The sequence below is a fragment of the Streptomyces sp. NBC_01635 genome, from assembly GCF_045209715.1.
In the GTDB taxonomy this organism is placed as follows: Bacteria; Actinomycetota; Actinomycetes; order Streptomycetales; family Streptomycetaceae; genus Streptomyces; species Streptomyces hirsutus.
The window spans coordinates 3,708,244-3,733,384 of sequence record NZ_CP109277.1 but is presented as its reverse complement, the minus strand read 5'-3'; the positions used below and the strand labels follow the sequence as shown (position 1 = coordinate 3,733,384).

Below are 25,141 nucleotides of genomic sequence, written 5' to 3'. Positions count from 1 at the left end.
CATATCTGTTGACATGACGTCGCAGTCCGGGAGTCGCCTGGGGCCGGCTTTACGCGCAGGTGTCCTCGGCGGCCGTGTTTCCGGGGAACGTCGGTGTGGGAGAAGCTCTTTCGGTTGCTCCCCCCGACTGCTCCCCGGATTCATTTCGAGTGACCTTTCCGTCACTCTCCGTGGTTTCTCCGTCCGGATTGCCGGGCGGAGTGCGGGACTCGGATTCCGCGACGGAGCCCCGTGCCGCGCTCCGTGCGACCGCGACCGGCGCGTCCCTGCGCAACCGCTCGAACAGCCCCTCCGCCGCGGGCTGCGAAAGCTGGTCCCGATCGGCGTCGTTCGCGTACGGCTCCCGGGGGACGGTGAGGAATTGCACATGTTCCGTGGGGATGTCGCGGAGCCCGCGGACGAGTTCGTACAAACCCCGCAGATTCGCCAGTCTCGGGTCGGTCGTCAGCGCCGAAGTGGCCGCGTTCAGAACGGGATACAACTTGGCCGGATTCAGCAGAACGTCATTGCCGCTCACCTTGTTGACGAGCGCCCCGAAGAACCGCTGCTGGCGTTCCATACGGTGCGTATCGCTGCCGTCACCGAGAGACTTGCGGGCGCGGACATAACCGAGGGCCTGTTCCCCGTTCAGTCTCACCCGGCCCGCGGGCAGCTTCAGTTCGGCCGCCTTGTCGTCAATGGGTTCGCGCAGGCACACCTCGACGCCGTCGACCGCCTCGACCATCTCCTTGAAGCCGCGGAAGTCCACGACGATGTGATGGTCCATGCGAATGCCGGTGAGTTTCTCCACGGTGCGGATGGCGCAGGCGGAACCACCCTGCTGGAATGCCTGGTTGAACATCGTGAACACGGGCTCGGCGCGGGTGCCGTTCCGACGCAGGCAGCCCGGCACGTCCACCATCAGGTCCCGGGGCAGGGACACCGCGGTGGCACTGCCCCGGCCCGCCGGCAGATGCAGCAGGATCGCGGTGTCGGACCGCTCGGTCCCCGGGTCCCGGCCGTAGTGGCCGTTCTCGTCCCCGGACCGCGAGTCCGAGCCGATCAGCAGGATGTTCCGGGCGTCCTCGGCCAGCGCCGTGGGTCGTTCCCTCTCGAACCGGGCGAGCTCGGCCGCGGCCGCCTCGTCCGCGGTGATGTTCCTGTCGAGTTTCACGTACACCGCCCACCCGGTTCCGGTGGCCGCGACGAGCAGTGCCGCGACACCGAGCCCGGCACGGGTCGTCCACCGCCGCCGCCTGCGCCGCGGGAGCCCCGCCCCGCTCGCCGAGGCTCCCGCCCCCGGCCCGAGGGTGCCCCCGCCCGCGGGGCCCGCGGGGGGCGCGCCTGTGGTGTCGCTCATGACCGGTCCACCCCCTCATGGCGTACGGGACGGCTTGCGGCGGCATACGGAACTGCGGGACGGCGTGCGGACGTACGGGCGTTGGGATGTGCCGCTGATACGACGATGACCCGGATGTGCGGCGGTGGCGGGCGCTGCTGAGCCGAACGGGGGAGGGAGGGTGCCGGACGGGGGACGGCCCGGCGGGTGCGGTGCGGGCGACCGGTCCGGTTCCGGTCCCGCTTCCGCCGGGTGTGGGTAGGGGGGAGCGGCGGGACGGACAGGCCGTCAGCGGGCGATGACGGTGACCCGTTCGCTCTCGACCCGCTTGTCCAGGGCGTCGTCCCCGAGCCGGTCCAGGTTCCGGCACAGCACCACCGAGCCGCCGGTCGCCAGCGGTCCGTACAGGCCTGCGTGGAGACCCTCCCAGGTGTCGTACGGCAGCCCCGACAGGATGCGCGAGGCCGGTCCGGTCAGCCCGAGATCCGTCGCCTCCGCGCGAGCCCGCTGCACCACCTCGGCCCCGGTGAACTCCCGGCCCGCCACGATCAGGGCCGGCGCCTCGGGGTCGACCGGCACGTACGGCGCGAACCGGTCGCCCTGCCCCGGGACCTCGACGGCGTAGTCGGCGAAGCCCTCCGGAGGCTGTGGAAACCGTCCGCCGAGCGGCCTGAGGGCCAGCGCGATCCGTGCGCCCGAGCAGGCCCGCGCGGTCTCCAGCGCGTCCGGCCCGCTCACCACGGCATCGGCCGCCGCCGGGTCGCCGGACACGTCCGCGACCACACCCACCGACGCGCACGCCAGCAGCCACACGGCCGTCTGCCAGTGAGCGGGCAGCAGCAGCGCCACGCGGTCACCGGGCTCGGCGGCCAGTTCGTCCTGCAGCAGGTTCGCGGTCTTGGCCACCCAATTGGCGAAGGTGGCCACGGACAATTCGACGCGTTCGCCCGTGGCGTCGTCGTAGAAGGTCACCAGGGGGCGTCCCGGGTCCGCGGCGAGTGCGGAACCCAGCAGGTCGGCGGGGGTGCGGTCGGTGGCGTTCACCTGCGCAAGCGTACGCGGACACGGCCGTGCGTACCGAGTGCCCGGGGCACCGGTTCGGGGGAACGGATCCCGACAGCCCGTCAATTCCCCGATGGACAGATTTGTATGAGTATGTCCAAGCTCAGGGGCATGCGTAGAACTCTTGTTTCCTCCCTCGGTGTCACCTGTGCGGCCGCACTCGCCCTGCCCCTCGCCCCGTCTGCCGCAGCGGCGGCCGCGGGCCCGGGCAAAACGGCGCCGGCGGTCACCCGCGCAGCGGTGACGACCGAGTCCGGTATCCCCGGCAGCACCCAGTCGCTGCCCCTGCGGCCCCTCGACCCCGACCGTGTCACCGGCGCCGTCACGTTCGGCCTCGCCCCGCTGTCCGTACGGCCCTTCTCCCTCGTCGGCGTCGTCTGGGACGACCCCGCCGCCGAACTCCAGGGCCAGGTCCAGGTCCGCGCCCGCGCGGCGGGCACCGGCGCCTGGTCCGGCTGGCAGGACGTCGAGACCCACAACGCCGACCACGCGGCCGACCCCGAGACCGCGGAACGCACCTCGGGCCGGGTCCGCGGCGCCACCGCACCGCTGTGGGTGGGGGCGTCGGACGGTGTGGAGATCCGGGTCCGGGCGGAAAGCGGACCCGGCTCGGAACCGGAACCGAAGGCCGGCTCCGAGTCCGCCGGTTCTACCGCCGGGAAAGGCGCCGGGAAAGGCGCCGAGGAGCCCACCCCGCTGCTGCCGTCCGGGATGCGCCTCGAACTCGTCGACCCCGGGGAGGACGCTCCGCCCCGGGACGCCTCGTCCGAGGACGGCGCCGACGAGAGTCCCGATCAGAACCCCGGCCAGAAGCCCGGCCAGAACCCCGGTCCGGACCCCGCCGACGGCTCCGCGGGCACCCCGGTGGACACCCCTCGTACCGGTGTGATGAGCGCCGAGACGACCGCCGCCTCCGCTGCCAACGCCCCGCTCGTCCCCCTGGGCGCCACCGAGATCCCGGCGCTGACCCGGGCGGAGACGGAGGAGGAGTACCACGTTCTGCGCGGCGCCGAGGCGGCCGGGCAGAAGGCGAACAGCGGCGGGAAGCCGCAGGCGGAGCCGTACATCGGCCCGCGCCCCGGCATCGTCACGCGCAGCGGGTGGGGTGCGGACGAGAGCCTGCGGGAGAAGAGCTTCGTGTACACCGACAAGGTGGGCGCGGCCTTCGTGCACCACAGCGCCACCGGCAACAACTACACGTGCGAGCAGGCCCCTTCGGTCATCCGCGGTATCTACCGCTACCACACGGGAAGCATGGGCTGGCGGGACATCGGCTACAACTTCCTCGTCGACAAGTGCGGCAAGATCTACGAGGGCCGTGCCGGGGGAGTGGCCAACCCGGTCCTGGGCGCCCACACTCTGGGGTTCAACAGCAACACCATGGGCGTGGCGGTTCTCGGCACCTTCGACTCCACGAATCCGCCGGCCGTCGCGGTGACGGGCGTCGCCCAGCTCACCGCGTGGAAGCTCGGGCTGCACGGTATGGATCCGAGCGCGAAGACATACCTGACGTCCGGTGGTGGCAATCTCTATGAAAAGGGCACGAAGGTACGACTGAACGTGATCTCCGGTCACCGGGACGGGTTCAACACCCTGTGCCCAGGGGGGAAGCTCTACGACAAGCTCGGCACCGCCCGCTCCGCGGCGGCCGGTTACCAGGGCCGCTGAGAGGGGGCGGACCACCGGGCCGCGTTCCTTCCTGCCGGAGACGCCACCGTCGAAACCGCTGTGCGACGGTCTGCATACACTGGCCGGCCGAAAGACAGTTCGGCCGGTCCCGGCAGGAAGCAGAGACGACAGGTGACAGAAGCGATTCTCCTGGTCGGCGGCAAGGGCACACGGTTGCGCCCGCTCACGGTGCACACCCCGAAACCCATGGTCCGGGCGGCCGGGGTGCCCTTCCTCACGCACCAGCTGGCGAGAGCCAGAGCGGCCGGCGTCGAGCACATCGTCCTGGCCACGTCCTATCTGGCCGAGGTCTTCGAACCGTACTTCGGCGACGGCTCGTCGCTGGGGCTGCACATCGAGTACGTGACGGAGGAGGAGCCCCTCGGCACGGGCGGCGCCATCCGCAACGTCGCCTCCCGGCTGCACTCCGGCCCGGACGAACCGGTGCTGATCTTCAACGGCGACATCCTCACGGGCCTGGACATCCGGGCGCTGGTGCGCACCCATCGAACGACGGGCGCGGACGTCTCGCTGCACCTGACGAAGGTGACGGACCCCAGGGCGTACGGACTGGTCCCCACCGACGACACGGGCCGCGTCCTGGCGTTCCTGGAGAAACCACAGACACCCGAGGAGATCGTCACCGACCAGATCAACGCGGGGGCGTACGTCTTCCGCCGCTCGGTCATCGACACGATCCCGACGGGCCGGCCGGTGTCGGTGGAGCGGGAGACGTTCCCGGACCTGCTGTCGGCCGGAGCCCACCTTCAGGGCCTGGTCGACTCCACGTACTGGCTGGACCTCGGCACCCCGGCGGCCTTCGTGCGGGGCTCCGCGGACCTGGTGCTGGGCCGTGCCCCGTCCCCGGCGGTCCCGGGGCGCTGCGGCGACCGGCTGGTCCTGCCGACGGCGAGAGTGGCACCGGACGCCAAACTGGCGGGCGGGACCGTGGTGGGCGAGGGCGCGTTCGTGGCGGAGGGCGCGCGCGTCTTCGGCAGCACGATCCTGCCGGGTGCGGTCATCGAACCCGGCGCGGTCGTCACCGACTCGCTGATCGGCACGCGCGCGCGAGTGGGGGAGCGGTCGGTCCTCACCGGGACGGTGATAGGCGACGGCGCGGTCGTCGGCGCCCGCAACGAACTCCGGGACGGGGTCAGGGTCTGGTGCGACGCGCGGATCCCGGCGGGGTCGGTGCGGTTCTCCTCGGACGAGTGACCCTGCGGAACCGGGCCGCGCACAGGTCTGGTGCGGGCGCGGGCGGCTGCGGGCCCGGGCGGCTGAAGGGCTCGGACGGTCGGGGCACGGGCGGTCGGGCGCTCGGGCCTCACAGCCGTCCGATGTCCCAGCGCGGCATCTTCGGCGCCCGCCGGGCCGGCGTTCTGCCGCTCAGCAGGATCAGCCGGGCCGCCCGGTGCCGCTGACCGGCATACGGCTCCAGCAGTTCCAGCATCGCCGCGTCGTCCGCGTACCGGTCCCCGGCCAGCGCCCACCCCACGATGCCCGGCAGGTGCAGGTCCCCCGTGGTCACCTCGTCCGGCGCGCCGTGACTGCGCTGCACCGTCTCCGCCGACGTCCACGGCCCGATGCCCGGCACCAGCTCCAGCCGCGCCCGCGCCGCCGCCGGAGCCATCCCGGCCGCCTCCTCCAGCCGCGCCGCGACCCGGACCGCCCGCAGCACCGTGGACGCCCGCTTGTCGTCGACACCGGCCCGGTGCCACTCCCAGGAGGGGATCAGCGCCCAGGTCCGGGGCGACGGCATGACCGCCATCCGCTCGGGCGCGGGCCCGGGGGCCGGCTCCCCGTACTTCCGTACCAGCAGCCGCCACGCCCGGTACGCCTCACCGGTGGTGACCTTCTGCTCCAGGACCGACGGGATCAACGACTCCAGCACCAGCCCGGTCCGGGCCAGTCGCAGTCCCGGCCGCCGGTGCCGGGTGAGCGCCAGCAGTGTGTGCCGGGGGACGAACGCCGCCGGGTCGTCGGCGGCGCCGAGCAGGTCCGGCAGCCGGTCCAGGAACCATCCGGCCCCCGCTCCCCACGCCTCGCCCCGTACTCCGTCACCGTGCCACGTCACCCGTAGCGTCCCCGGCCCGGCGGGCGTCAGACCCGTCCGCCACACGGAACCGTCCGGCAGCGCGCGGAACGTCGGGTCCCCGGACCCGCGCCGCAGCGGTCCGAGGACCAGCCCGAGGTCCAGCGGTCCCTCCGGCTCCCACGTCCGGACCGACGGCGGGGAGGCGGGGGCCGGTGCCTGCCGCGGCACCCCCGTCGGGTCGGCGCCCCGCCCGCCCCGCACGGTCGTACGAGCGGGGCGGGAAGCGGGCCGGGGGGTGGGCCGGGGAGCGAAACGTCCTGCCACGAAGGGTTCCCGGGAGAGAGGGGCGGAGGTGGGGAGTGGTGCGGAGGCGGTGGGGAAGACGGGGCTCCTACGAGGGTAGGCGCCCCGCGCGTCCCGTCCGACCCACCGCAGCCCGGCTCATCGCACGGCGATGAACGCGGCCGCGTCCCGCTCCGGCCGCGGCCGCGGGTCCTCGGCGGGATGACCCACCGCCACCGCACCCATCGGGTCCCAGCCCGCGGGCAGGTCCAGGACCTCGCGGACCACGTCCCGGCAGAACATCGTCGACGACACCCATGCCGAGCCCAACCGCTCACCGGCCAGCGCGACCAGGAAGTTCTGCACGCCGGCACCCGTCGCGACCACGAACATCTCCCGCTCCGCGCCGTCCCGCCGCGCGTCCCCGTAGGTGTGCGAGCCCTCCATGACCAGGCAGGGCACGACCAGGCAGGGCGCGTTGCGCAGGACGTCGCCGCGGCGGACCCGCTTGGCGACGGACTCCTCCGACTTGCCGTCCCGGCGCAGGTCCGCGATCCAGGCGTCCCGCATCGCGTCGAGCAGCCGGGTCCGGGACTCCCGCGACTCCAGCAGGACGAAGCGCCAGGGGGTGGTGTGGTGCGGTGCCGGAGCCGTCACGGCCGCGGCCACCGCACGGCGCACCGCCTCCGGGTCGACCGGCTCGTCGGTGAAGGCCCGTACCGTGCGGCGCTGGGTCACCGCCTGCCGCACCGCCTCCGACGTGCCGAGGCGGAACATGTCGTCGCGGGAGTCGCGGACCATGGCCCGCGCGCCCTCGCCGTGCTCGTCGTCGGCCGCCACCAGGGCGGACAGCCCGCGCACGACGGCCACCGGCAGGCCTGCGGCCTTGCCCTTGACCAGGTCGCCCGCGGCGGCGAGTTCGTCGGCGGTGGCGACCACGGTGGCGCTCAGCGGATTGCCGTACGCGTCCGTCCCGCCGCGCAGGTCGTCCAGGACGTGGACGCCCGCGGCGCCGATCGCGACGTCCGTCAGCCCCGTCCGCCAGGGGCGTCCGAAGGTGTCGGTGACGAGCACCCCGACCGTGACCCCGAGGGTGTCCCGCAGGCCCTCGCGGATCGCCCGCGCGGACGCGTCCGGATCCTCGGGGAGCAACAGCACCGTGCCGGGGGGCGTGTTGGAGGCGTCGACCCCGGCCGCGGCCATGACGAGGCCCTGCCGGTTCTCGACGATGCGCAGGGGGCCGCGCCGGGCCACCACCCGTACCGTCTCCGCGTCGATCGCGGCCTCCCGGTCGGAGGCCTCCTGTATCCGGCCCTCCGCCTTGGAGACGATCTTGGAGGTGACGAGCAGCACGTCCCCGTCGGCCAGCCCCGGCTCCGCGGCCGCGATCAGCTTCGCGAGGTCGTCCCCCTGCCGGACCTCGGGCAGTCCCGCGACGGCCCACACCCGGTATCCGTCGGACGCCGCGCCGCCCGCGGGGACGCCGTCGCCGTGCACGCGCGTGCCGTTCATACCGCCCGCACCTCCTCCGCGAGTGCCAGCGCCTCCCGGGCCATCCGCGCGGTGGCGTCGGCGTCGCTCATCATCAGGGGTACGGCCCGGCAGCGGATCCCCGCCTCCTCGATGCGCTCCACGCCGGCCGCGTCGACGGTGTCGACCAGCCAGCCGTCCAGCAGGCCCGAGCCGTAGTGCTCGGCCACCGCCCACGCCGTGGATTCGACGCCGACCGCCGCGAGCACCTTGTCGGCCATGCCGCGCACGGGTCTGTCGCCGACGATCGGCGACAGGCCGACCACCGGCACGCCCGCCTCGGCGATCGCCTCCCGGATGCCGGGGACGGCGAGGATCGTGCCGATGGAGACGACCGGGTTGGACGGCGGGAAGAGGATCACGTCGGCGGCGGCGATCGCCTCCAGCACACCCGGCGCCGGCTTCGCCTGCTCCGCGCCGACCGGCACCACCGCCTCGGCCGGGACCGACGCCCGCAGCCGCACCCAGTACTCCTGGAAGTGGATCACCTTGCGCACACCGGAGCCCGGCGGGGTCTCCCCGGCCCCGGCCCCGGATCCGGCCCCGGGCCCCGCCGACGGCCCCGCTGCCGGATCGTCGTCGGGCAGGGTGACGGCGACATGGGTCTCCACGCGGTCGTCGGTCATCGGAATCAGCCGGACGCCCGGCTGCCAGCGGTCGCAGAGGGCCTCCGTCACCGCGCTCAGCGGATAGCCGGCGGCGAGCATCTGCGTCCGCACGATGTGCGTGGCGAAGTCCCGGTCGCCGAGCCCGAACCACCCCGGGCCGACGCCGTACGCCGCGAGCTCCTCCTTGAGCCGGAAGCTCTCGTCGGTCCGCCCCCAGCCCCGCTCCTCGTCGATGCCGTCGCCGAGGGTGTACATCACCGTGTCGAGGTCCGGGCAGACCTTCAGCCCGAAGAGGTGGATGTCGTCCCCGGTGTTGCCGATGACCGTGATGTCCGCGTCCGGCACGGCCCGCTTCAGACCGCGAAGGAAACGGGCACCGCCGATGCCGCCTGCCAGAACCACAATGCGCATGGAAACAGTCTGTCAGCCGCAGGGCGGGCCGCGGCACCGTGCCAGGCGGTCGGTCACACACGGGGTCGCGCACGGGGTCAGGTGTGGGGGCACGCACGCGGCCGGGCAGGGGGCGCGCAGGGGGGTGGGTCAGGCGGTGAGCGTCCGGGGCTCCGTACGCGCCTCGCAGTGCGGGGCGGCCGGGTGCATCGGCATCTCGGTCAGGCCCGGGTAGTACACGTGCAGGCTGACCGCCGGCTCCAGCGTGTCATTGACGACCTCGTGCGCGTAGCCCGGCGCGAACACCCGCTCCGTGCCCGCCGTCAGCGTGCGGACGCCGCGTTCGGTGTGCTCGGTGAGGACGCCGTCCAGGACGGTCAGGACACCGGAGGAGCGGCCGTGGTCGTGCAGTCCGCTGCCCTGGCCGGGCACCCAGGACAGCAGCCACACCTCGTAGCCGGCCGGGGTCTCCTCCGCTCGAGCGGAGCCGGGGGCCCGGGGAACGGTGAGCAGCCGGTGGTACCAGCGGCTGCTCGCGTCGTAGCGCACCAGGTGCTCCCACCGGGACCGGTCGGCGGCGAGGGAGCGGGCCAGACCGACGAACTCGGCCACGGTCGCCGGGTGCTCGCGCGGGGTCTGCAGGAGGTGGGGTACTTCGAGGATGTCGCCGGCGATCTGGAGGTCGCTGTCGCTGTTCATGGATGCGGTGGTTCCTCGGCGGAGAAGCGGTCGGGAAGCAGTCGGTGGGGCCGCCGGACGAGGTCCGGTGGGGAACCGGCCTGCCGGGGACGAGGTGCCGCGGGTGTCCGGGTCACGGACGGCGGCGGGAAGTGCCCTGATGAGAGCGGAGGAAACTGCGGGCGGATCGAGGGTGACCCGAAGGGCAGGAGCGCGTTGGGCTCAACAACCGGAACAGCGACAGCTACAGCGAGCGCGGGCAGCACCGAGGGACCCGGCGGAGCGGGTCGAGGTGAGTGCCGAGTTCGCGAGCATGCCCTCAAGGACAGCGGCTCATGCCTCCAGTGTCAACTCGACCCACGGTTCGTGGGCACGGTTCACCCCATCCGGTTCACTGCGGGGCGAAAGGTTTGCTCACGTGATTCCGGGGACACAAGGCGCACATGGTCGAGCGCACAAGTGCCGTTGCGGTCCTGTGATCCGAATGTGATCCGGGGCGCTGCGGCGTTGGTGTGTCAACGAGGTCGATCGACCGGGCATCTCACTGCGTGAACGGTCTGCGCGGGGCGAGTTGCTCGTGCAGCCCGCCTATGTGTCAACGTTTATGGCGATTTGAACACTTTCGGCTCGGGCTTGGTTCCGCAGAGTGAATAAGGGAGCCAATAGCAGATCTCGGCTTGACTCGCCCGGATCGGCGCACTTGTAATTTCACTCGTGTCGTTCGGCCGGAATCGGTAACGGCAGCATCACGGGGACGCGAAAGACGGACGAGGGGCGCACATGACGGAGCTGGTGCAGCAACTGCTGGTCGACGACGCGGACGAGGAACTCGGCTGGCAGGAGCGCGCGCTGTGCGCCCAGACCGACCCCGAGTCCTTCTTTCCCGAGAAGGGCGGTTCCACCCGGGAGGCCAAGAAGGTCTGCCTCGCTTGCGAGGTCCGCTCCGAGTGCCTCGAGTACGCCCTCGCCAACGACGAGCGCTTCGGCATCTGGGGCGGCCTGTCCGAGCGGGAGCGCCGCCGGCTGAAGAAGGCCGCCATCTGAGGGGGCGGCACTTCGCTCACGCCCCTCCCCCGCGCGCCCTGTTCGCTGCGTCCGCATGCACGCCTTGTCCGTGCACGCGCCCTATGCACCGAGTGTGCGCATGTGTCCGGCATGTATCGTTTACGGCCCGTCGCGTGTGGGTTGTCCACAGGCGGCGGGCCGCCTTGTCGCCCAGCCGATAGTGTGGTTGCTCGTCCGAGACGCCACGCCGCCCCCACCGGGCACGGGCGTCCCCCACAGTCCACTGAACCGGGGCCCGTACCTCGATGTCCGTGCACAGTCACCCGGCAGCCCGTCAAGACGCCGCTGCCGCACCAGAGTTCCCGCGTCATGTGGTGACCGCGGTCCTCGTCTCCCATGACGGAGCCCGCTGGCTGCCCGACGCGCTCGCCGGGCTACTCGGCCAGGAACGCCCCGTCCAGTTCGCCATGGGAGCCGACACCGGCAGCGCGGACGACTCCGCCCTGCTGGTCGGCGAAGCCCTCGGCGACGACCACGTCCTGCACCTCGCCCGGCGCACCGGCTTCGGCCAGGCCGTCGAGGAGTGCCATCGTGCCGCGCCGCACCTCACCCCGGACGACCTGCCCTACCTGAAGCGGCCCAGCGGCTGGGACCCGGTCACGCGCAGCTGGCACGACGACGCGTACGACCTGCCCGACCTCCCGCACGGGGAGCCGGTCCAGTGGCTGTGGCTGCTGCACGACGACTGCGCCCCCGAACCCGACGCTCTGGCCCGGCTGCTGGGCGTCGTGGAGAACGAGTACGAACTCGGCCGTGACGACGTCGCCGTCGTCGGCCCCAAGCTCCGCGGCTGGTACGACCGCCGGCAGTTGCTGGAGGTCGGCGTCTCCATCGCCAACTCCGGCCGCCGCTGGACCGGCCTGGACCGCCGCGAACAGGACCAGGGCCAGCACGACCAGGTCCGGTCCGTTCTGTCGGTGTCCACCGCGGGCATGCTGATCCGCCGCGACGTCTTCGACGAACTCGGCGGATTCGACCGGCATCTGCCCCTGATGCGGGACGACGTCGACCTGTGCTGGCGCGCGCACACGGCGGGTCACCGGGTGCTCGTCGCCCCCGACGCGGTCGTACGGCACGCCGAGGCCGCCTCCCGCGAGCGCCGCGCCGTCGACTGCGTGGGCCGCACCGCCGCCTCCCCGCACAAGGTGGACAAGGCGGGCGCCGTCCACACCCTGCTCGTCAACACCCGTACCGCGGCACTGCCCTGGGTACTGCTGCGGCTCGTCCTCGGAACCGTGCTGCGGACCTTCGCCTATCTCGTCGGCAAGGTCCCGGGGCAGGCCGTCGACGAGATACGCGGCCTCGTGGGCACTCTGCTGCGGCCCGAACGCATCCTCGCCGGACGCCGCCGCCGCGGCAGCCCGCAGATCGACAAGGACGAACTGCGGGCCCTGTTCCCGCCCCCCGGCGCGACCATCCGCGTCACCGTCGAACAGGTCGCGGGCGACCTCGTCGGCCGCTCCGACCCCGAGGCCACCACCGGTGCCGGACGGCACGGTGGCGCCGTCGAGTCCGGACCCGGCGGGGACGACGCCGACTTCATCGAGGTCGAGCAGTTCGCCCGGCTCAAGCGGATCGCCCGCAAACCCGGCCCGGTGCTCTTCCTGCTCCTGCTGCTCGTCTCCCTCGCGGCCTGCCGCGCCCTCCTCGGCAGCGGCGCGCTCGCGGGCGGCGCCCTGCTGCCCGCCCCCGCCGGTTCCGGCGAGCTGTGGGCGCGGTACACGGACGCCTGGCACGCGGTGGGCGCCGGCGGCACCGGCTCCGCACCCCCCTACCTCGCCGTCATGGCGTCCCTGGCCGCCCTGATGCTCGGCTCGACCGGGCTCGCCGTGACGGTCCTGCTCATCGGTTCGGTGCCGCTGGCCGGCTTCAGTGCCTACTTCGCCTCCCGCCCGCTCGTCGAATCCCGGCTGCTGCGCGCCTGGGCCGCGATCGCCTACGCCTTCCTGCCCGCCGTCGCGGGCGCCCTCGCCGGCGGCCGGATCGGCACCGCCGTGCTCGCCGTACTGCTGCCGCTGATCGCCCGTGCGGGCATCGCCGCGAGCGGACTCATCAGCCTCCCCGGCGTCCGCGGCAGTTGGCGCGCGACCTGGGCGTACGCGCTGCTGCTGACCCTCGCCACCGCGTTCACCCCGATCGTCTGGCCCATCGCCCTGGTCCTGGGCCTCGGCGTCCTCGCCCTGCGCAGGTCCGAGCTCCCGGCGTACGGGCTCCGCTTCCTGGCCCAGCTCGGCACCCCGCTGCTGGTCCTCGCCCCCTGGTCGCTGACGCTGCTCCCGTTCGGCTTCTTCCAGGAGGCGGGCCTGGAGTACGGCGCCTCCGCCGCCTCCGCCCTCGACCTGCTCGGCGCGAGCCCCGGTGGCCCCGGTGCGGCCGGCGGGCCGGTACTCATCGGCATCGTGCTCGCCGCCCTCGCGGCCCTGCTCCGCTCCGAGCGTCTGCTCGCCATCCGCGCCGCCTGGGCGGCCGCCCTGGTCGGACTCGTCTTCGCGGTCCTGTCCAACGGCTCCACCTGGGCCGGGCCCGCGACGCTCGTCTACGGCATCGCCCTGCTGGCCGCGGCCGCGCTCGGCGCCGACGGGGCGCGCTCACGGGTCGCCGAGCAGAGCTTCGGCTGGCGTCAGCCGGTCGCCGTGCTGATCGCCCTCGCCTGCGCGGTCGGCCCGCTGCTGGCCGCCGCCGGCTGGGTGCTCCGCGGCGCCGACGGACCGCTCGAGCGGCGCGATCCCGTGCAGGTGCCCGCGTTTGTCGCCGAGGAGAGCGGAACCCGCGACCAGGCCCGCACCCTCGTCCTGGACAGCGACTCCGCCGCCCGTGTCGACTACGTGCTGGTCCGCGGCTCCGGCGCCCGCATGGGCGATGCCGAGATCACGGGCTCGGCCGGTGTGAACACCGGGCTCGACAAGGTCGTCGCCAACCTCGTCGCCGGCTCCGGCGCCGACCAGGCCGACCAGCTCGGCGGGTTCGCGGTGCGCTACGTCCTCGTCCACCCGGGCGCGCCCCGCGACGTCACCCGCGTCCTGGACGCCACGCCCGGCCTGACCCGGCTCAGCCAGCAGGCGGGCGGCGCGCTGTGGCGCGTCGACCAGAACGTGTCCCGGGCGACCATCGTCCCCGCCAAGGACGGCGAGGACGAGCCGCAGGCCGTGGCCGCCGGACCGGTCGAGATCAGCACCGAGATCCCCGCCGGCGCAGGGGGACGCGTCCTGCGTCTGGCCGACGCCGCGGCCGACGGCTGGACCGCCACCCTCGACGGCAAGCCGCTGACCCGCACCACGGTCGACGGCTGGGCCCAGGGCTTCCAGCTCCCCGCCACCGGCGGACGCCTGGCCGTGACCTACGAGGAGCAGTTCACCCACACCGCCTGGCTGTGGGCGCAGGGCCTGCTCGCCGTCGTCCTCGTCGTGCTCGCGCTGCCCGGCCGGCGCCGTGACATCGACGACGACCTGCCCGAGGAACCGGCCGTCCCCGCCGAGGCACTCGCCGGCGACGGCCGCCGCGCCCGCCGCCTGCGCGCCCAGGCCGAGGCGGAGGCGGAAGCCGCGGCCGCCGAGGAGGCGCGCACGGGCCGCGGTGCGGACGGGGACGTGGCCGACGACACGGGCGACGGCGCGGCCGACGGATCCGACGCCCCGCCGGAGCCCGTGGCCATTCCGCAGCAGCGGCCCTACGACGAATGGGACGCGTCGAGCTACCCGGATCCGAACCCGGATCCGAACCCCGAGTACGACGGCGCCCACACCGCCGCCGCCCCGTACCCGCAGGGACAGCAGCAGCCCCCGTCGCAGCAGGAGCAGCAACAACAGGAGCAGCAGTACGCGCCGGACGGCTACGGACAGCCCTACCAGGCGGACCCGTACCAGGGCGGCCAGGACGGTCCGGGCAGCCCGTACGACCCGTACGCCTACGAGGGAACGCCCCAGCAGCCGCAGTACGACCCGACGTACAACCCGACGACGCACGACCCGTCGGCGTACGGACAGGGCTACGAGGGTTACGACGGCTACGACCAGACCTACGCGCAGGGCTACGACGCGTCGTACGACCCCGAGCAGCCGCACCGCCCGCAGCCGGGCAGTGAGCGTCCCGACGGGAGCCAGCAGTGAACCGCACCACCCTGTCCCTGATCGCGGGAGCCACCGCACTCGCCGCCGTCACCGGCTTCGCCGTCCTGACCGCGCCGGACCCCACGGCCGCGGACGACGGCGTCGCGACGGCGGCGGCCCGCCTGCCCGTGGAACGCTCGAGCCTGCTGTGCCCCACACCCAGCAGCTCCGACCTCGCCGAGACGAGGTACACGTCCTTCACGCCCGTCACGAAGGGCACGGAGAACGAGGGCAGCGCCGTACTCCGGCCGGCCACCGCGGGACGGCCCGCGGAGGAGGGCACGGAGGAGAACGAGAAGGAGAGCGAAAAGGAGAGCGGGGAGGACGACGGCGGGGAGGAGGCCGCCGCGTCCGCGAAGCCCGAGAAGCCGGTGCTGGAGCACAAGAAGGAGCCCGGCAAGCCGGTCACCGCGGACACCTCCGGGGGCGAGGCGCCCGCGCTCCTGGGCACCGCCGAGGGCCGCTTCGCTCCCGGCTGGACCGTGCAGCAGACCACCGAGGTCGCCGCGGGCACCGGCCGGGGCCTCCAGGGCGTCACCTGCACCGCCCCGGACACGGAATTCTGGTTCCCCGGTGCGAGCACCGCGACCGAGCGCACCGACTACGTCCACCTGACCAACCCCGACGGCTCCGCCGCCGTCGTGGACATCGAGGTCTACGGCAAGGACGGCGCCCTCGAGACCGAGGTGGGGGAGGGCATCACGGTCAAGCCGTACTCCTCCGAACCGGTGCTGCTGTCCACGATCACCGACGAGGAGCAGACCGATGTGACGGTCCACGTCGTCGTGCGCAGCGGGCGGGTCGGCGCGGCCGTGCAGGCCCTGGACGACTCGCTCGGCGGTGACTGGCTGGCCGCGTCGGCCGATCCGGCGGGCAGCCTGGTCCTGCCCGGCATCCCCCAGGACGCCACCGCCGTACGCCTGGTCGTCTTCACCCCCGGCAACGTCGACGCCGACCTGAAGGTGCAGCTCGCGTCGCCCTCCGGGCTGATCACACCGGCCGGCAACGAGACGGTGCACGTGAAGGGCGGGATGACGACCGCCGTCGACCTCGGTGACGTCACGCGCGGCGAGGCGGGCTCCCTGGTCCTCACGCCGACGGACCGCTCGGTGCCCGTCGTGGCGGCCGTCCGGGTGCTGCGCGGCCAGGGCGACGACCAGGAGTCGGCCTTCGTCCCGGCGGCCCGCGAGGTCGGCCTGCGGGCGACGTCCGTCGACAACACGGCCGAGGGCAGCACCCTCGCCGTGACCGCGCCCGAGGGCGCCGCCAAGGTCAGGGTCACCGTGTCCGCGGGCAGCGAGGGCGGTACGCCGGCGACCGAGACGTACACGATCAAGGCCGGTACCACCCAGAACATCGAGGTCCCGGTCCCGGACGACGTCGAGGGGACGTACGCGCTGACGGTCGAGCCCGAGTCGGACGACGCCCCCGTCTACGCCTCCCGGACCCTCACCGCCCCGGACGACGGCGTCCCCGCTTTCACCGTCCAGACCCTCCCCGACGACCGGGGCATGGTGGCTGTACCGCACACGGAGGAGGACCTGTCGGTCCTGCAGAGGTAGGAACCGCCGGCGCCCGTACGGAAGATTCACTCCGCTCGGGCGCCGGGGCGGCCGTGCGGGCCTCGGCGCGGCAGGCCCGGGTGCCTCGGGCCTCGGCGTGTCAGTCCTCGCCGTACCGGGGATCCACGGTCTCCGGCGTCAGTCCCAGCAGTTCGGCGACCTGCTCCACGACGACCTCGTGGACCAGCGCCGCCCGCTCGTCGCGCCCCTTGGTGCGGATCTCCACCGGCCGGCGGTAGACCACGACCCGGGCGGGGTTCCCCTCGTGGGTCGGCACGGTGCCGCCCAGCGGCACCGGCTCGTCGCTCCACCCCGCTCCGGGCGCGTCCAGGCGGGGGACCTCCAGCACGAGGAAGTCGATGTCGGCCAGCTGCGGCCACCGACGCTCCAGCCGTTCCACGGAGTCCTGCACCAGATCCGCGAACGTCTCCGCGCGGCTGGCGGCCAGCGGCACCTGGGGCGGCGCGATCGGCCCGCGCATGCCCCGGCCGTGGCGATCACGACGGCGGGGCCCGCGGTCGGCGGCACGGGGCGTCACAGGGGTGTCCATCACGGTGCAGCGTAGTCTCCGCCGGTCCGACGCGCCCGACCCCCACACGGCTTCCGGACCCCGACCTCGCACGGCTCGGCTCCCGGCTCGCCTCCCGCTTCGGTTCCCGGCCCCCGCGCAGCGCCGGGGCGCCGCTCCGTACGGCGTCGGGGCGCGGTGGCGGGCCGTCCGATCGGCATGTCGCCGCATGACCATTCCGGCCAAGGTTCGGCTCGATTCCATATCTTTCATGGGCCGGTGATCTCAAGGTATTTGACGGTGTTTGTACCAAGTGATGACCGGAGGGAAAACCGCATACCTTCCGAACAAGAGCGTCGGAGCAGGTCAAACGGTGTGTGCCGACCGGGGTGCAGGGGACCTTTCAGGCCACGACACGGGGGAACGCGCAGGAGGGGAGTCGTCGCGGCCCGCTCAAGAGTGCGGTACCGTCCAACACCGTGAGCCCTGTACGTCGCTGTTCGCGCACCGCTTGCGGCCGTCCCGCCGTTGCGACGCTGACGTACGTCTACGCCGACTCGACCGCGGTCCTCGGCCCGCTCGCCACCTACGCCGAACCCCACTGCTACGACCTGTGCGCCGAGCACTCCGAGCGCCTCACCGCGCCGCGCGGCTGGGAGGTCGTCCGTCTGCTCGACGGTTCGGCCCCGGCGCGGCCCAGCGGAGACGATCTCGAGGCGCTCGCGGACGCGGTGCGTGAAGCGGCCCGCCCCCAGGAGCGGTCGGCCGGCGGTGCGGGACGCGGTGCGGACCCGATGGAGGTCGCGCGACGCGGCCACCTGCGCGTGCTCCGCTCTCCCGACAACTGACGTCGGCGACCGCGCTCCGGCCGTGACGCCCGAGCCCTGAACGGCCTTCTCCCCGCGCGGTCTTTCGCACGGTCGTGCCGGTGGCCCGTGTGCGTCGGCCCTTGCTCCCCTCTCACCCCACCTGTCCCGTGAGTAAGGTGCCGCACGCCCATTGACGCGCACTTGTCGAGGACACGACCATTCCGAGGACGTAGCGAGAATCTTCTTCCGCATTGCGGAATCCAGGAGGCGCGTCCGTGTACGTCCAGGAACTGGAACCCGTCGCCGGCTCACTCGGTCTGTCCGCCCTCGTGGCGGCGCTGCCCCTCGTGACCGTGCTCGTCCTGCTCGGCGGCCTGCGCATGAAAGCGCACCTGGCGGGCCTGATCGGTCTGTTAGGCGCCGTTCTGGTGGCCTGCCTGGCCTACCGCATGCCTCTGGACCAGACGCTCTCCAGCGCCGCCCAGGGAGCGGTCTTCGGCCTTTTCCCCATCATGTGGATCGTCGTCAACGCGCTGTGGGTGTACCGGATGACGGTCCGTACCCAGCACTTCGACATCCTGCGCCGCTCCTTCGGACGGCTCTCCGACGACCCGCGGATCCAGGCCCTGGTCGTCGCCTTCTGCTTCGGGGCACTGCTGGAGGCGCTCGCCGGGTTCGGAGCCCCCGTCGCGATCTCCGCCGTGATGCTCGTGGCCCTCGGCTTCGACCCGGTCCGGGCCGCCGTCGTCGCGCTCGTCGCCAACACCGCTCCGGTGGCGTTCGGGGCCATGGGCACACCGGTCGTCACGCTCGCCCAGGTGACCGGTCTGCCGCTGGACTCGGTGGCGTCCGTCGTCGGCCGCCAGACCCCGCTGCTCGCCCTCGTGGTGCCGCTGGTGCTGGTCTGGCTGGTGGACGGGCGGCGCGGGCTGCGGGACACCTGGATTCCCGCGGTGGCCTGCGGAGTCGCCTTCGCCATCGCCCAGTTCGTCGCCTCCAACTACGTCTCCGCGCAACTCGCCGACATCGCCGCGGCCCTGGCCGGCGCGGGCGCCCTGGTCGCCGTACCGCACTCGCGCGTGCCCGCCTCCGAGGCCGTACGCGCCTCCGTGCTGACCGGTGTGCGCAGTGAGGAACTGGACGAGGAGGACCCGCGCCGCGAGGTCGTGCGGGCGTACGCCCCGTACGCGCTGATCGTGGTGATCTTCTCCCTCGCGCAGATCCCGGTGATCAAGGACTGGCTGGCCGGGGCGACCCAGAAGTTCGACTGGCCCCTTCTCGACGTCGCCGCGCCGAACGGCGAACCGGTCGGGGCCAACGTGTTCACCTGGCCCATCGTCTCCACCGGCGGCACCCTCGTCCTGTTCGCCGGCGTGGCCACCGCGGTCGTGCTCGGCCTGCACGCGCGCGTGGCGCTCAAGGAATGGCTCGCGACCGTGCACGAACTGCGGTTCGCGATCCTCACGGTGACCTCGGTCCTGGCGCTCGCCTACGTCATGAACCTCTCCGGTCAGGCGGCGACGATCGGCTACTTCGTGGCCGCCGCCGGTGCCGGACTCGCCTTCCTGTCACCCGTCCTCGGCTGGTTCGGCGTCGCCGTCACCGGCTCGGACACCTCGGCCAACGCGCTCTTCGGCGCCCTCCAGGTGACCGCCGCACGGGAGTCCGGACTGTCGCCCGACCTGCTCGCCGCCGCCAACAGTTCGGGTGGTGTCCTCGGCAAGATGATCTCGCCGCAGAACCTCACCATCGCCTGCGCCGCCGTCGGCCTGGCGGGCAAGGAAGGAGACCTGCTGCGCAAGGTGCTGCCCTGGAGCCTCGGCCTACTGCTCGTCATGTGCCTGATCGTGGTGGGGCAGAGCACCTTCGTGCTCGGGTGGATGCTGCCCTGACCCGAGGCGGCGCCCGGGGACCGGACGGTCCCCGGGCACGAGTCCGGCCGGTCCCCGGGCACGGGCCTGCCGGTCACCACGGGACTGCCCGCAGCGGAGTGTCATCCTCTGCGGGTAGTTTGTGGTGACCGACATGACCTCCGGAGGGCTGGCCGTGGCTGCTGATCTGTCACAGATCGTCAAGGCGTACGACGTACGCGGGATCGTCCCCGACCAGTGGGACGAGTCCCTGGCCGAACTCTTCGGCGCCGCCTTCGCGCGCGTGACCGGAGCGAGCGCCCTCGTCACCGGGCACGACATGCGGCCCTCCTCGCCCGGCCTGTCGGGCGCCTTCGCCCGCGGCGCCGCGGCCCAGGGCGTCGACGTGACCGAGATCGGCCTCTGCTCCACGGACCAGCTCTATTACGCCTCCGGCGCCCTGGACCTGCCCGGCGCGATGTTCACCGCCTCGCACAACCCGGCCCGCTACAACGGCATCAAACTGTGCCGCGCGGGCGCCGCGCCCGTCGGCCAGGACACGGGCCTGACGGAGATCCGCGAACTCGTCGAGAAGTGGAGCGAGACGGGGGTCCCCGAGCCGGCCGCCACGGCGGGAACCGTCACCCGGCGCGAGACGCTGGACGACTACGCGGCGCACCTGCGCTCCCTCGTCGACCTGACCTCCGTCCGGCACCTGAAGGTCGTCGTCGACGCGGGCAACGGCATGGGCGGGCACACCGTCCCCACCGTCCTGGCCGGCCTGCCGCTCACCGTCGTCCCGATGTACTTCGAACTCGACGGCACCTTCCCCCACCACGAGGCCAACCCGCTCGACCCGGCCAACCTCGTCGACCTGCAGCAGCGGGTCCGCGAGGAGGGCGCCGACCTCGGCCTCGCCTTCGACGGCGACGCCGACCGCTGCTTCGTCGTCGACGAGCGCGGCGAGCCGGTCTCCCCGTCCGCGATCACCGCCCTGGTCGCCTCCCGCGAACTCGCCCGCAACGGCGGCAAGGGCACGATCATCCACAACCTGATCACCTCCTGGTCGGTGCCGGAGGTCGTCGAGGAGAACGGCGGCACACCGGTCCGCACCCGCGTGGGCCACTCCTTCATCAAGGCCGAGATGGCCGCCAACGGCGCCATCTTCGGCGGCGAGCACTCGGCGCACTACTACTTCCGCGACTTCTGGAACGCCGACACCGGCATGCTGGCCGCCCTGCACGTCCTCGCCGCCCTCGGCGGCCAGCAGGGCACCCTGTCCGCCCTGGTCGACCAGTACGACCGCTACGCGGGCTCCGGCGAGATCAACTCCACGGTCGACGACCAGGCGGCCCGCCTCGCCGCGATCAGGGCCGCCTACGAGGACCGCGACGGCATCACCCTGGACGAACTGGACGGCCTCACCGTCACCGCCGCCGACTGGTGGTTCAACGTCCGCCCCTCCAACACGGAACCCCTCCTCCGCCTGAACGCGGAGGCCCGCGACCAGGCCACCATGGCCAGAATCCGCGACGAGGCCCTGGCCGTCATCCGAGGCTGATCCGGTCCGTGGACGGCCTGGGAACCGTCCCCGTGCGACGGCGTACGACGGTGTGCGGCGGCCGGGACGAACCGGCCGCCGCACACCCGGTCACGTCGGGCCCGGGGCCCAGGCCGACGGTCACCGCGAGCCCCGCCGGACCGCGGTGCCGGACCCGTCCGCCGCCTCCCGTCCGCCGCGTCCCCACCGGCGGTACCCTGACCAGGCACATCCGCATACGCCCGCCCGAAGGGAACCCACCCATGCCGCTGGAAACCGGCCTCCTGGAGATCCTCGCCTGCCCGGCCTGCCACTCCTCCCTCGAGGAGCAGGACAACGAGCTGATCTGCACCGGCCAGGAGTGCGGCCTGGCGTACCCGGTCCGCGACGGCATCCCCGTCCTCCTCGTCGACGAGGCCCGCCGCCCCGCGTAACCGACGATCCGGCGACCCTGCGCACCAGCGACCCGCCGCTCCGAGTACCGCCGCCCCCCGTACGACGCCCCGCCGATCGGAGGCAGCCGCCCCATGCTCGACGAATCGCTGCTCGACTCACCGGAGGGCCTCACCGAGGCCGACCGCCGCGGGCTGCTCCGCGGCGCCGCCGAAGCGGGCGCCTGTGTCCGCACCGCCGCGCGGCATGCCGCCGAGGCCGGTGTCCACGACCTCAAACCCGACGGCCGTCCCCGCGCCGTCCTCATCGCGGGCCCCGGCGCGGCCGCCACCCAGGCCGCCGACCTCCTCGGCACGCTCGCCGGCGCGGGCAGCCCCGTCACCCGGCTCGCGCCCACCGGCGTGGCCCCCGTCGCGGGCGCGCTGCGCTGGGAACTGCCCGGCTGGGCCGGTTCCGTGGACCTGCTCCTGATCGCCACCCCGGACGGCACCGAGCCGGGCCTGTCCCTGCTCGCCGAACAGGCCTACCGCCGCGGCTGCACCGTCGTCGCCGTGGCCCCCGCCCGGACCCCGCTCGCCGACACGGTCAGCGGCTCCCACGGCCTGTTCGTCCCCATGGCGACCACGTCCTACGACCAGGACGAACCCCTCGCCGCCTCCGCCCCCGGAGTTCTGTGGGCGCTGCTCACCCCGCTGCTCGCGCTCCTGGACCGCGTCGGTCTGCTCACCGCCCCGCCGGACGCCCTGGAGAAGGTCGCCGACCGCCTCGACCGCATCGCCGAACGCTGCGGCCCGGCCCTCGCCACCTACAGCAACCCCGCCAAGACCCTGGCCGCCGAACTCGCCGACGCGCTGCCCGTCGTGTGGACCGAGGGCACCTCGGCCGGCCCGGCGGGCCGCCGCTTCGCCGCCGCGCTCGCGGAACTGTCCGGCACCCCCGCCGTCGTCGCCGAACTCCCCGAGGCGCTCGGCGCGCACAGCGCCCTGCTGGCCGGCCCGCTCGCCGGCCGCGCCGACCCGGACGACTTCTTCCGCGACCGCGTGGAGGAGGCCCCCGCCCTGCACGCGCGCGTGGTGCTGCTCCGCGACCGCCCGATCGGCGGCCTCACCGCCGCCCCGGCCGCCCGTGAGATGGCCCTCGGCCACGACACGCCGATCAGCGAACTCGAACCGGAGGAGGGCGGCGAACTGGAGACCCTCGCCGAACTGATCGCCGTCACGGATTTCGCCGCCGTTTACCTGGCGCTCACTTCGAGAGCCTGATCATGCGGAGGACAGTCCCACCCGGGAAGCCCTGAGCAGGACTTCGGCGAGGGCGTCCACCGTGCCGCGTCCACAGGGACGACCGGGTGGACCGCCCCTTTGTCCCGCTCCTTCGTCCCGCCCTTCGCCGAGAACCTGCCGAACGACCCAGAGAGAACCCCATGGATCGCCTCGACAACACCGTCCGCCCCTATGCCTGGGGTTCCACCACCGCCATAGCCCAGCTGCTCGGCGTCGAACCGACCGGTGAGCCGCAGGCGGAGATGTGGATGGGCGCCCACCCCGGCGCGCCCTCGCGCACCGGCCGGGGCACCCTGGCCGAGGTCATCGACGCCGACCCGGAGCGGGAACTCGGCGCGGCCTCGGTCGCGAAGTTCGGTCCACGCCTGCCCTTCCTCCTCAAACTCCTCGCCGCCGGCGCGCCGCTGTCCCTCCAGGTCCACCCCGACCTGGACCAGGCGAAGGCCGGCTACGCGGACGAGGAACGACGCGGCGTCCCCGCCGACGCCGCGCACCGCACCTACAAGGACGCCAACCACAAGCCCGAACTGGTCTGCGCCCTCACCGACTTCGACGGCCTCTGCGGCTTCCGCGACCCGCTGCGCGCCGCCGAACTGCTCGACGCCCTCGGAGTGGACTCCCTCAAGCCGTACGTCGACCTGCTGCACGCCCAGCCCGAGGAAGCGGCCCTGCGCGAGGTCCTCACCGCGATCCTCACCGCCGACCGCGACGAGATGGCCCGCACCGTCACCGAGGCGGCCGCCGCCTGCGACCGCCTCGGCGGAGACCACGCCCCGTACGCCGCCATCGCCCACCACTACCCGGGCGACCCCGGCGTCATCGCCGCCATGCTCCTCAACCACGTCCGGCTCCAGCCCGGCGAGGCCCTCTACCTCGGCGCCGGCGTCCCGCACGCCTACCTGAACGGCCTCGGCGTCGAGATCATGGCCAACTCCGACAACGTCCTGCGCTGCGGACTGACCCCCAAGCACGTCGACGTCCCCGAACTCCTGCGCATCGTCCGCTTCGAGCCCCGCGACCCCGGCGTGCTGCGCCCGGAGGCCGCACCGGACGGCGAAGAGCTCTACGACACCCCCACCGACGAGTTCCGGCTCTCCCGCTACGTCCTGCCCGCCGGCGGCGCCACCCACGACCTCACCCTGGCCACCCCTCAGATCCTGCTCTGCACGGCGGGCTCCGTACGCGCGGGCGAGCACGAGCTGTCCCCGGGCACCTCCGTGTTCGTTCCCGCAGGCGAAAAGGCCGAAGTGTCCGGTACCGGAACTCTGTTCAGGGCAACGGTCGTCGCCTGACCGCCGGACGACGCCGATCCGACCCCCGTCGGCCCGTCGGGCTGCAACAATGTCCCCCCGTTACAGCACGGACAACACCCGGGCGGCGTACGAAGACGCCCGCCCGGGCCCGTGAACGGCGTACGAAGGGACAACGCGGACACATGAGCGCGTCAGGCGGAACCAAGGCGATCGTCGCGGCACTCGCCGCCAACGCGGCGATCGCGGTAGCGAAGTTCGTGGCGTTCCTCTTCAGCGGCTCCTCGTCGATGCTCGCCGAGTCCGTGCACTCCGTCGCCGACTCCGGCAACCAGGCCCTGCTGCTGGTCGGCGGCAAGCGGGCCCAGCGGCAGGCCACCCCGCAACACCCCTTCGGCTACGGCCGCGAGCGCTACATCTACGCCTTCCTCGTCTCCATCGTGCTGTTCTCGGTCGGCGGCCTGTTCGCCATCTACGAGGGCTACGAGAAGATCAAGAACCCGCACGAGCTGACGCACTGGTACTGGCCGGTCGGCGTGCTGGTCTTCGCGATCATCGCCGAGACCTTCTCCTTCCGCACCGCCATCAAGGAGTCCAACGCGGTGCGCGGCGAGCGCTCCTGGAAGGAGTTCGTCCGCCACGCCAAGGCCCCCGAGCTGCCGGTCGTCCTCCTGGAGGACCTCGGCGCCCTCGTCGGCCTCGTCCTCGCCCTCGGCGGCGTCGGCCTGGCCCTGCTCACCGGCGACAGCGTCTGGGACGGCATCGGCACCCTCTGCATCGGCGTCCTGCTGATCCTGATCGCCGTGGTCCTCGCGCTCGAGACGAAGTCGCTGCTGCTCGGCGAGGCCGCGGGCGCCGAGGAGACCCGGAAGATCGAGACCGCCCTCGTCGACGGCGACACCGTCACCCGCATCATCCACATGCGCACCCTCCACATCGGCCCCGAGGAACTCCTGGTCGCCGCGAAGATCGCCGTACACCACGACGACACGGCCACGAAGGTCGCCGCCGCCATCGACGCCGCCGAGTCCCGCATCCGCGAGGCCGTCCCGATCGCCCGCGTGATCTACCTGGAGCCCGACGTCTACCGCGCGGCCGAGGCCGCCAAGGGCGCCGACGCCGCAGCCACCCCGGGCGGCCCGGCCCCGACGGAGCACTGAGCCCGCCCCCGCCCGGCCCCACCGGCCGGCGCACCCCCTGATCG

General features: G+C 73.2%; 19 protein-coding genes. 12 read left to right on the top strand and 7 right to left on the bottom strand.

The annotated features are described in order from the left end of the window. Nucleotides 1-49: 49 nt before the first annotated feature. Both OHB56_RS17350 and OHB56_RS17345 read right to left on the bottom strand, forming a co-directional pair. Nucleotides 50-1,339 (bottom strand): LCP family protein, encoded by a 1,290-nt coding sequence (locus tag OHB56_RS17350; protein ID WP_406354292.1) that lies wholly within the window; start codon nucleotides 1,337-1,339, stop codon nucleotides 50-52. A gap of 267 nt (nucleotides 1,340-1,606) precedes the next feature. Next, nucleotides 1,607-2,362, bottom strand: a complete 756-nt coding sequence (locus tag OHB56_RS17345) for a TIGR03089 family protein (RefSeq protein WP_360041230.1) — start codon at nucleotides 2,360-2,362, stop codon at nucleotides 1,607-1,609. Nucleotides 2,363-2,491: 129 nt separating this feature from the next. On the opposite strand from OHB56_RS17345, the gene OHB56_RS17340 reads away from it, so the two are divergent. Next, entirely contained in the window at nucleotides 2,492-4,048 is a 1,557-nt protein-coding gene (locus tag OHB56_RS17340; RefSeq protein ID WP_406354289.1) for an N-acetylmuramoyl-L-alanine amidase, read from the top strand. A 132-nt stretch (nucleotides 4,049-4,180) separates the two neighbouring features. Then, nucleotides 4,181-5,263 carry an NDP-sugar synthase gene (locus OHB56_RS17335; protein WP_364744970.1) on the top strand — a complete coding sequence of 361 codons (1,083 nt, stop codon included), beginning with the start codon at nucleotides 4,181-4,183 and terminating at the stop codon, nucleotides 5,261-5,263. Between the two features lie 109 nt (nucleotides 5,264-5,372). On the opposite strand, the gene OHB56_RS17330 is transcribed toward OHB56_RS17335, so the two are convergent. The 4 genes from OHB56_RS17330 to OHB56_RS17315 form a co-directional block, all read right to left on the bottom strand. Further along, complete coding sequence (locus tag OHB56_RS17330) at nucleotides 5,373-6,407, bottom strand: DNA-3-methyladenine glycosylase 2 family protein (RefSeq protein WP_326753071.1); 1,035 nt, start codon at nucleotides 6,405-6,407, stop codon at nucleotides 5,373-5,375. Between the two features lie 117 nt (nucleotides 6,408-6,524). After that, nucleotides 6,525-7,877, bottom strand: coding sequence for a coenzyme F420-0:L-glutamate ligase (locus OHB56_RS17325; protein WP_326753070.1), 1,353 nt, complete (start codon nucleotides 7,875-7,877; stop codon nucleotides 6,525-6,527). After that, nucleotides 7,874-8,914: a 2-phospho-L-lactate transferase gene (locus OHB56_RS17320; RefSeq protein ID WP_406354286.1), complete on the bottom strand. Its 1,041-nt coding sequence runs from the start codon at nucleotides 8,912-8,914 to the stop codon at nucleotides 7,874-7,876. Before OHB56_RS17320 ends, OHB56_RS17325 begins: the two co-directional genes overlap by 4 nt. Before the next feature lie 129 nt (nucleotides 8,915-9,043). Then, nucleotides 9,044-9,592 carry a cysteine dioxygenase gene (locus OHB56_RS17315; protein WP_406354284.1) on the bottom strand — a complete coding sequence of 183 codons (549 nt, stop codon included), beginning with the start codon at nucleotides 9,590-9,592 and terminating at the stop codon, nucleotides 9,044-9,046. 759 nt (nucleotides 9,593-10,351) lie between these two features. Between OHB56_RS17315 and OHB56_RS17310 the strand changes: the two genes are divergently transcribed. The 3 genes from OHB56_RS17310 to OHB56_RS17300 all read left to right on the top strand — a co-directional run bounded on the left by OHB56_RS17310 (nucleotide 10,352) and on the right by OHB56_RS17300 (nucleotide 16,304). Then, nucleotides 10,352-10,615 (top strand): WhiB family transcriptional regulator, encoded by a 264-nt coding sequence (locus tag OHB56_RS17310; RefSeq protein WP_010986447.1) that lies wholly within the window; start codon nucleotides 10,352-10,354, stop codon nucleotides 10,613-10,615. 266 nt (nucleotides 10,616-10,881) lie between these two features. Then, the gene (locus OHB56_RS17305; RefSeq protein WP_406354282.1) at nucleotides 10,882-14,742 is read left to right on the top strand and encodes a glycosyltransferase; all 3,861 of its coding nucleotides are present in this window, start codon (nucleotides 10,882-10,884) and stop codon (nucleotides 14,740-14,742) included. Then, nucleotides 14,739-16,304 carry a DUF5719 family protein gene (locus OHB56_RS17300; protein WP_406354280.1) on the top strand — a complete coding sequence of 522 codons (1,566 nt, stop codon included), beginning with the start codon at nucleotides 14,739-14,741 and terminating at the stop codon, nucleotides 16,302-16,304. Before OHB56_RS17305 ends, OHB56_RS17300 begins: the two co-directional genes overlap by 4 nt. 100 nt (nucleotides 16,305-16,404) lie before the next feature. On the opposite strand, the gene OHB56_RS17295 is transcribed toward OHB56_RS17300, so the two are convergent. After that, complete coding sequence (locus tag OHB56_RS17295; RefSeq protein WP_326753066.1) at nucleotides 16,405-16,854, bottom strand: metallopeptidase family protein; 450 nt, start codon at nucleotides 16,852-16,854, stop codon at nucleotides 16,405-16,407. Between the two features lie 347 nt (nucleotides 16,855-17,201). On the opposite strand from OHB56_RS17295, the gene OHB56_RS17290 reads away from it, so the two are divergent. The 7 genes from OHB56_RS17290 (at nucleotide 17,202) to OHB56_RS17260 (ending at nucleotide 25,097) form a co-directional block, all read left to right on the top strand. After that, nucleotides 17,202-17,660 carry a DUF3499 domain-containing protein gene (locus OHB56_RS17290; RefSeq protein ID WP_406354277.1) on the top strand — a complete coding sequence of 153 codons (459 nt, stop codon included), beginning with the start codon at nucleotides 17,202-17,204 and terminating at the stop codon, nucleotides 17,658-17,660. 236 nt (nucleotides 17,661-17,896) lie between these two features. After that, on the top strand, nucleotides 17,897-19,513 hold the full coding sequence (locus OHB56_RS17285) for an L-lactate permease (RefSeq protein ID WP_326753065.1): 1,617 nt from the start codon (nucleotides 17,897-17,899) through the stop codon (nucleotides 19,511-19,513). A gap of 154 nt (nucleotides 19,514-19,667) precedes the next feature. Next, entirely contained in the window at nucleotides 19,668-21,032 is a 1,365-nt protein-coding gene (locus OHB56_RS17280) for a phosphomannomutase/phosphoglucomutase (protein ID WP_326757021.1), read from the top strand. 242 nt (nucleotides 21,033-21,274) lie between these two features. Continuing rightward, nucleotides 21,275-21,445, top strand: coding sequence for a Trm112 family protein (locus OHB56_RS17275; RefSeq protein ID WP_079034855.1), 171 nt, complete (start codon nucleotides 21,275-21,277; stop codon nucleotides 21,443-21,445). Between the two features lie 93 nt (nucleotides 21,446-21,538). Next, nucleotides 21,539-22,666 carry an SIS domain-containing protein gene (locus tag OHB56_RS17270; RefSeq protein ID WP_055628456.1) on the top strand — a complete coding sequence of 376 codons (1,128 nt, stop codon included), beginning with the start codon at nucleotides 21,539-21,541 and terminating at the stop codon, nucleotides 22,664-22,666. Nucleotides 22,667-22,827: 161 nt separating this feature from the next. After that, nucleotides 22,828-23,979, top strand: a complete 1,152-nt coding sequence (gene manA / locus OHB56_RS17265) for a mannose-6-phosphate isomerase, class I (RefSeq protein ID WP_326753064.1) — start codon at nucleotides 22,828-22,830, stop codon at nucleotides 23,977-23,979. A gap of 143 nt (nucleotides 23,980-24,122) precedes the next feature. Continuing rightward, nucleotides 24,123-25,097 carry a cation diffusion facilitator family transporter gene (locus OHB56_RS17260; RefSeq protein ID WP_326753063.1) on the top strand — a complete coding sequence of 325 codons (975 nt, stop codon included), beginning with the start codon at nucleotides 24,123-24,125 and terminating at the stop codon, nucleotides 25,095-25,097. The last annotated feature ends 44 nt before the right edge of the window (nucleotides 25,098-25,141 follow it).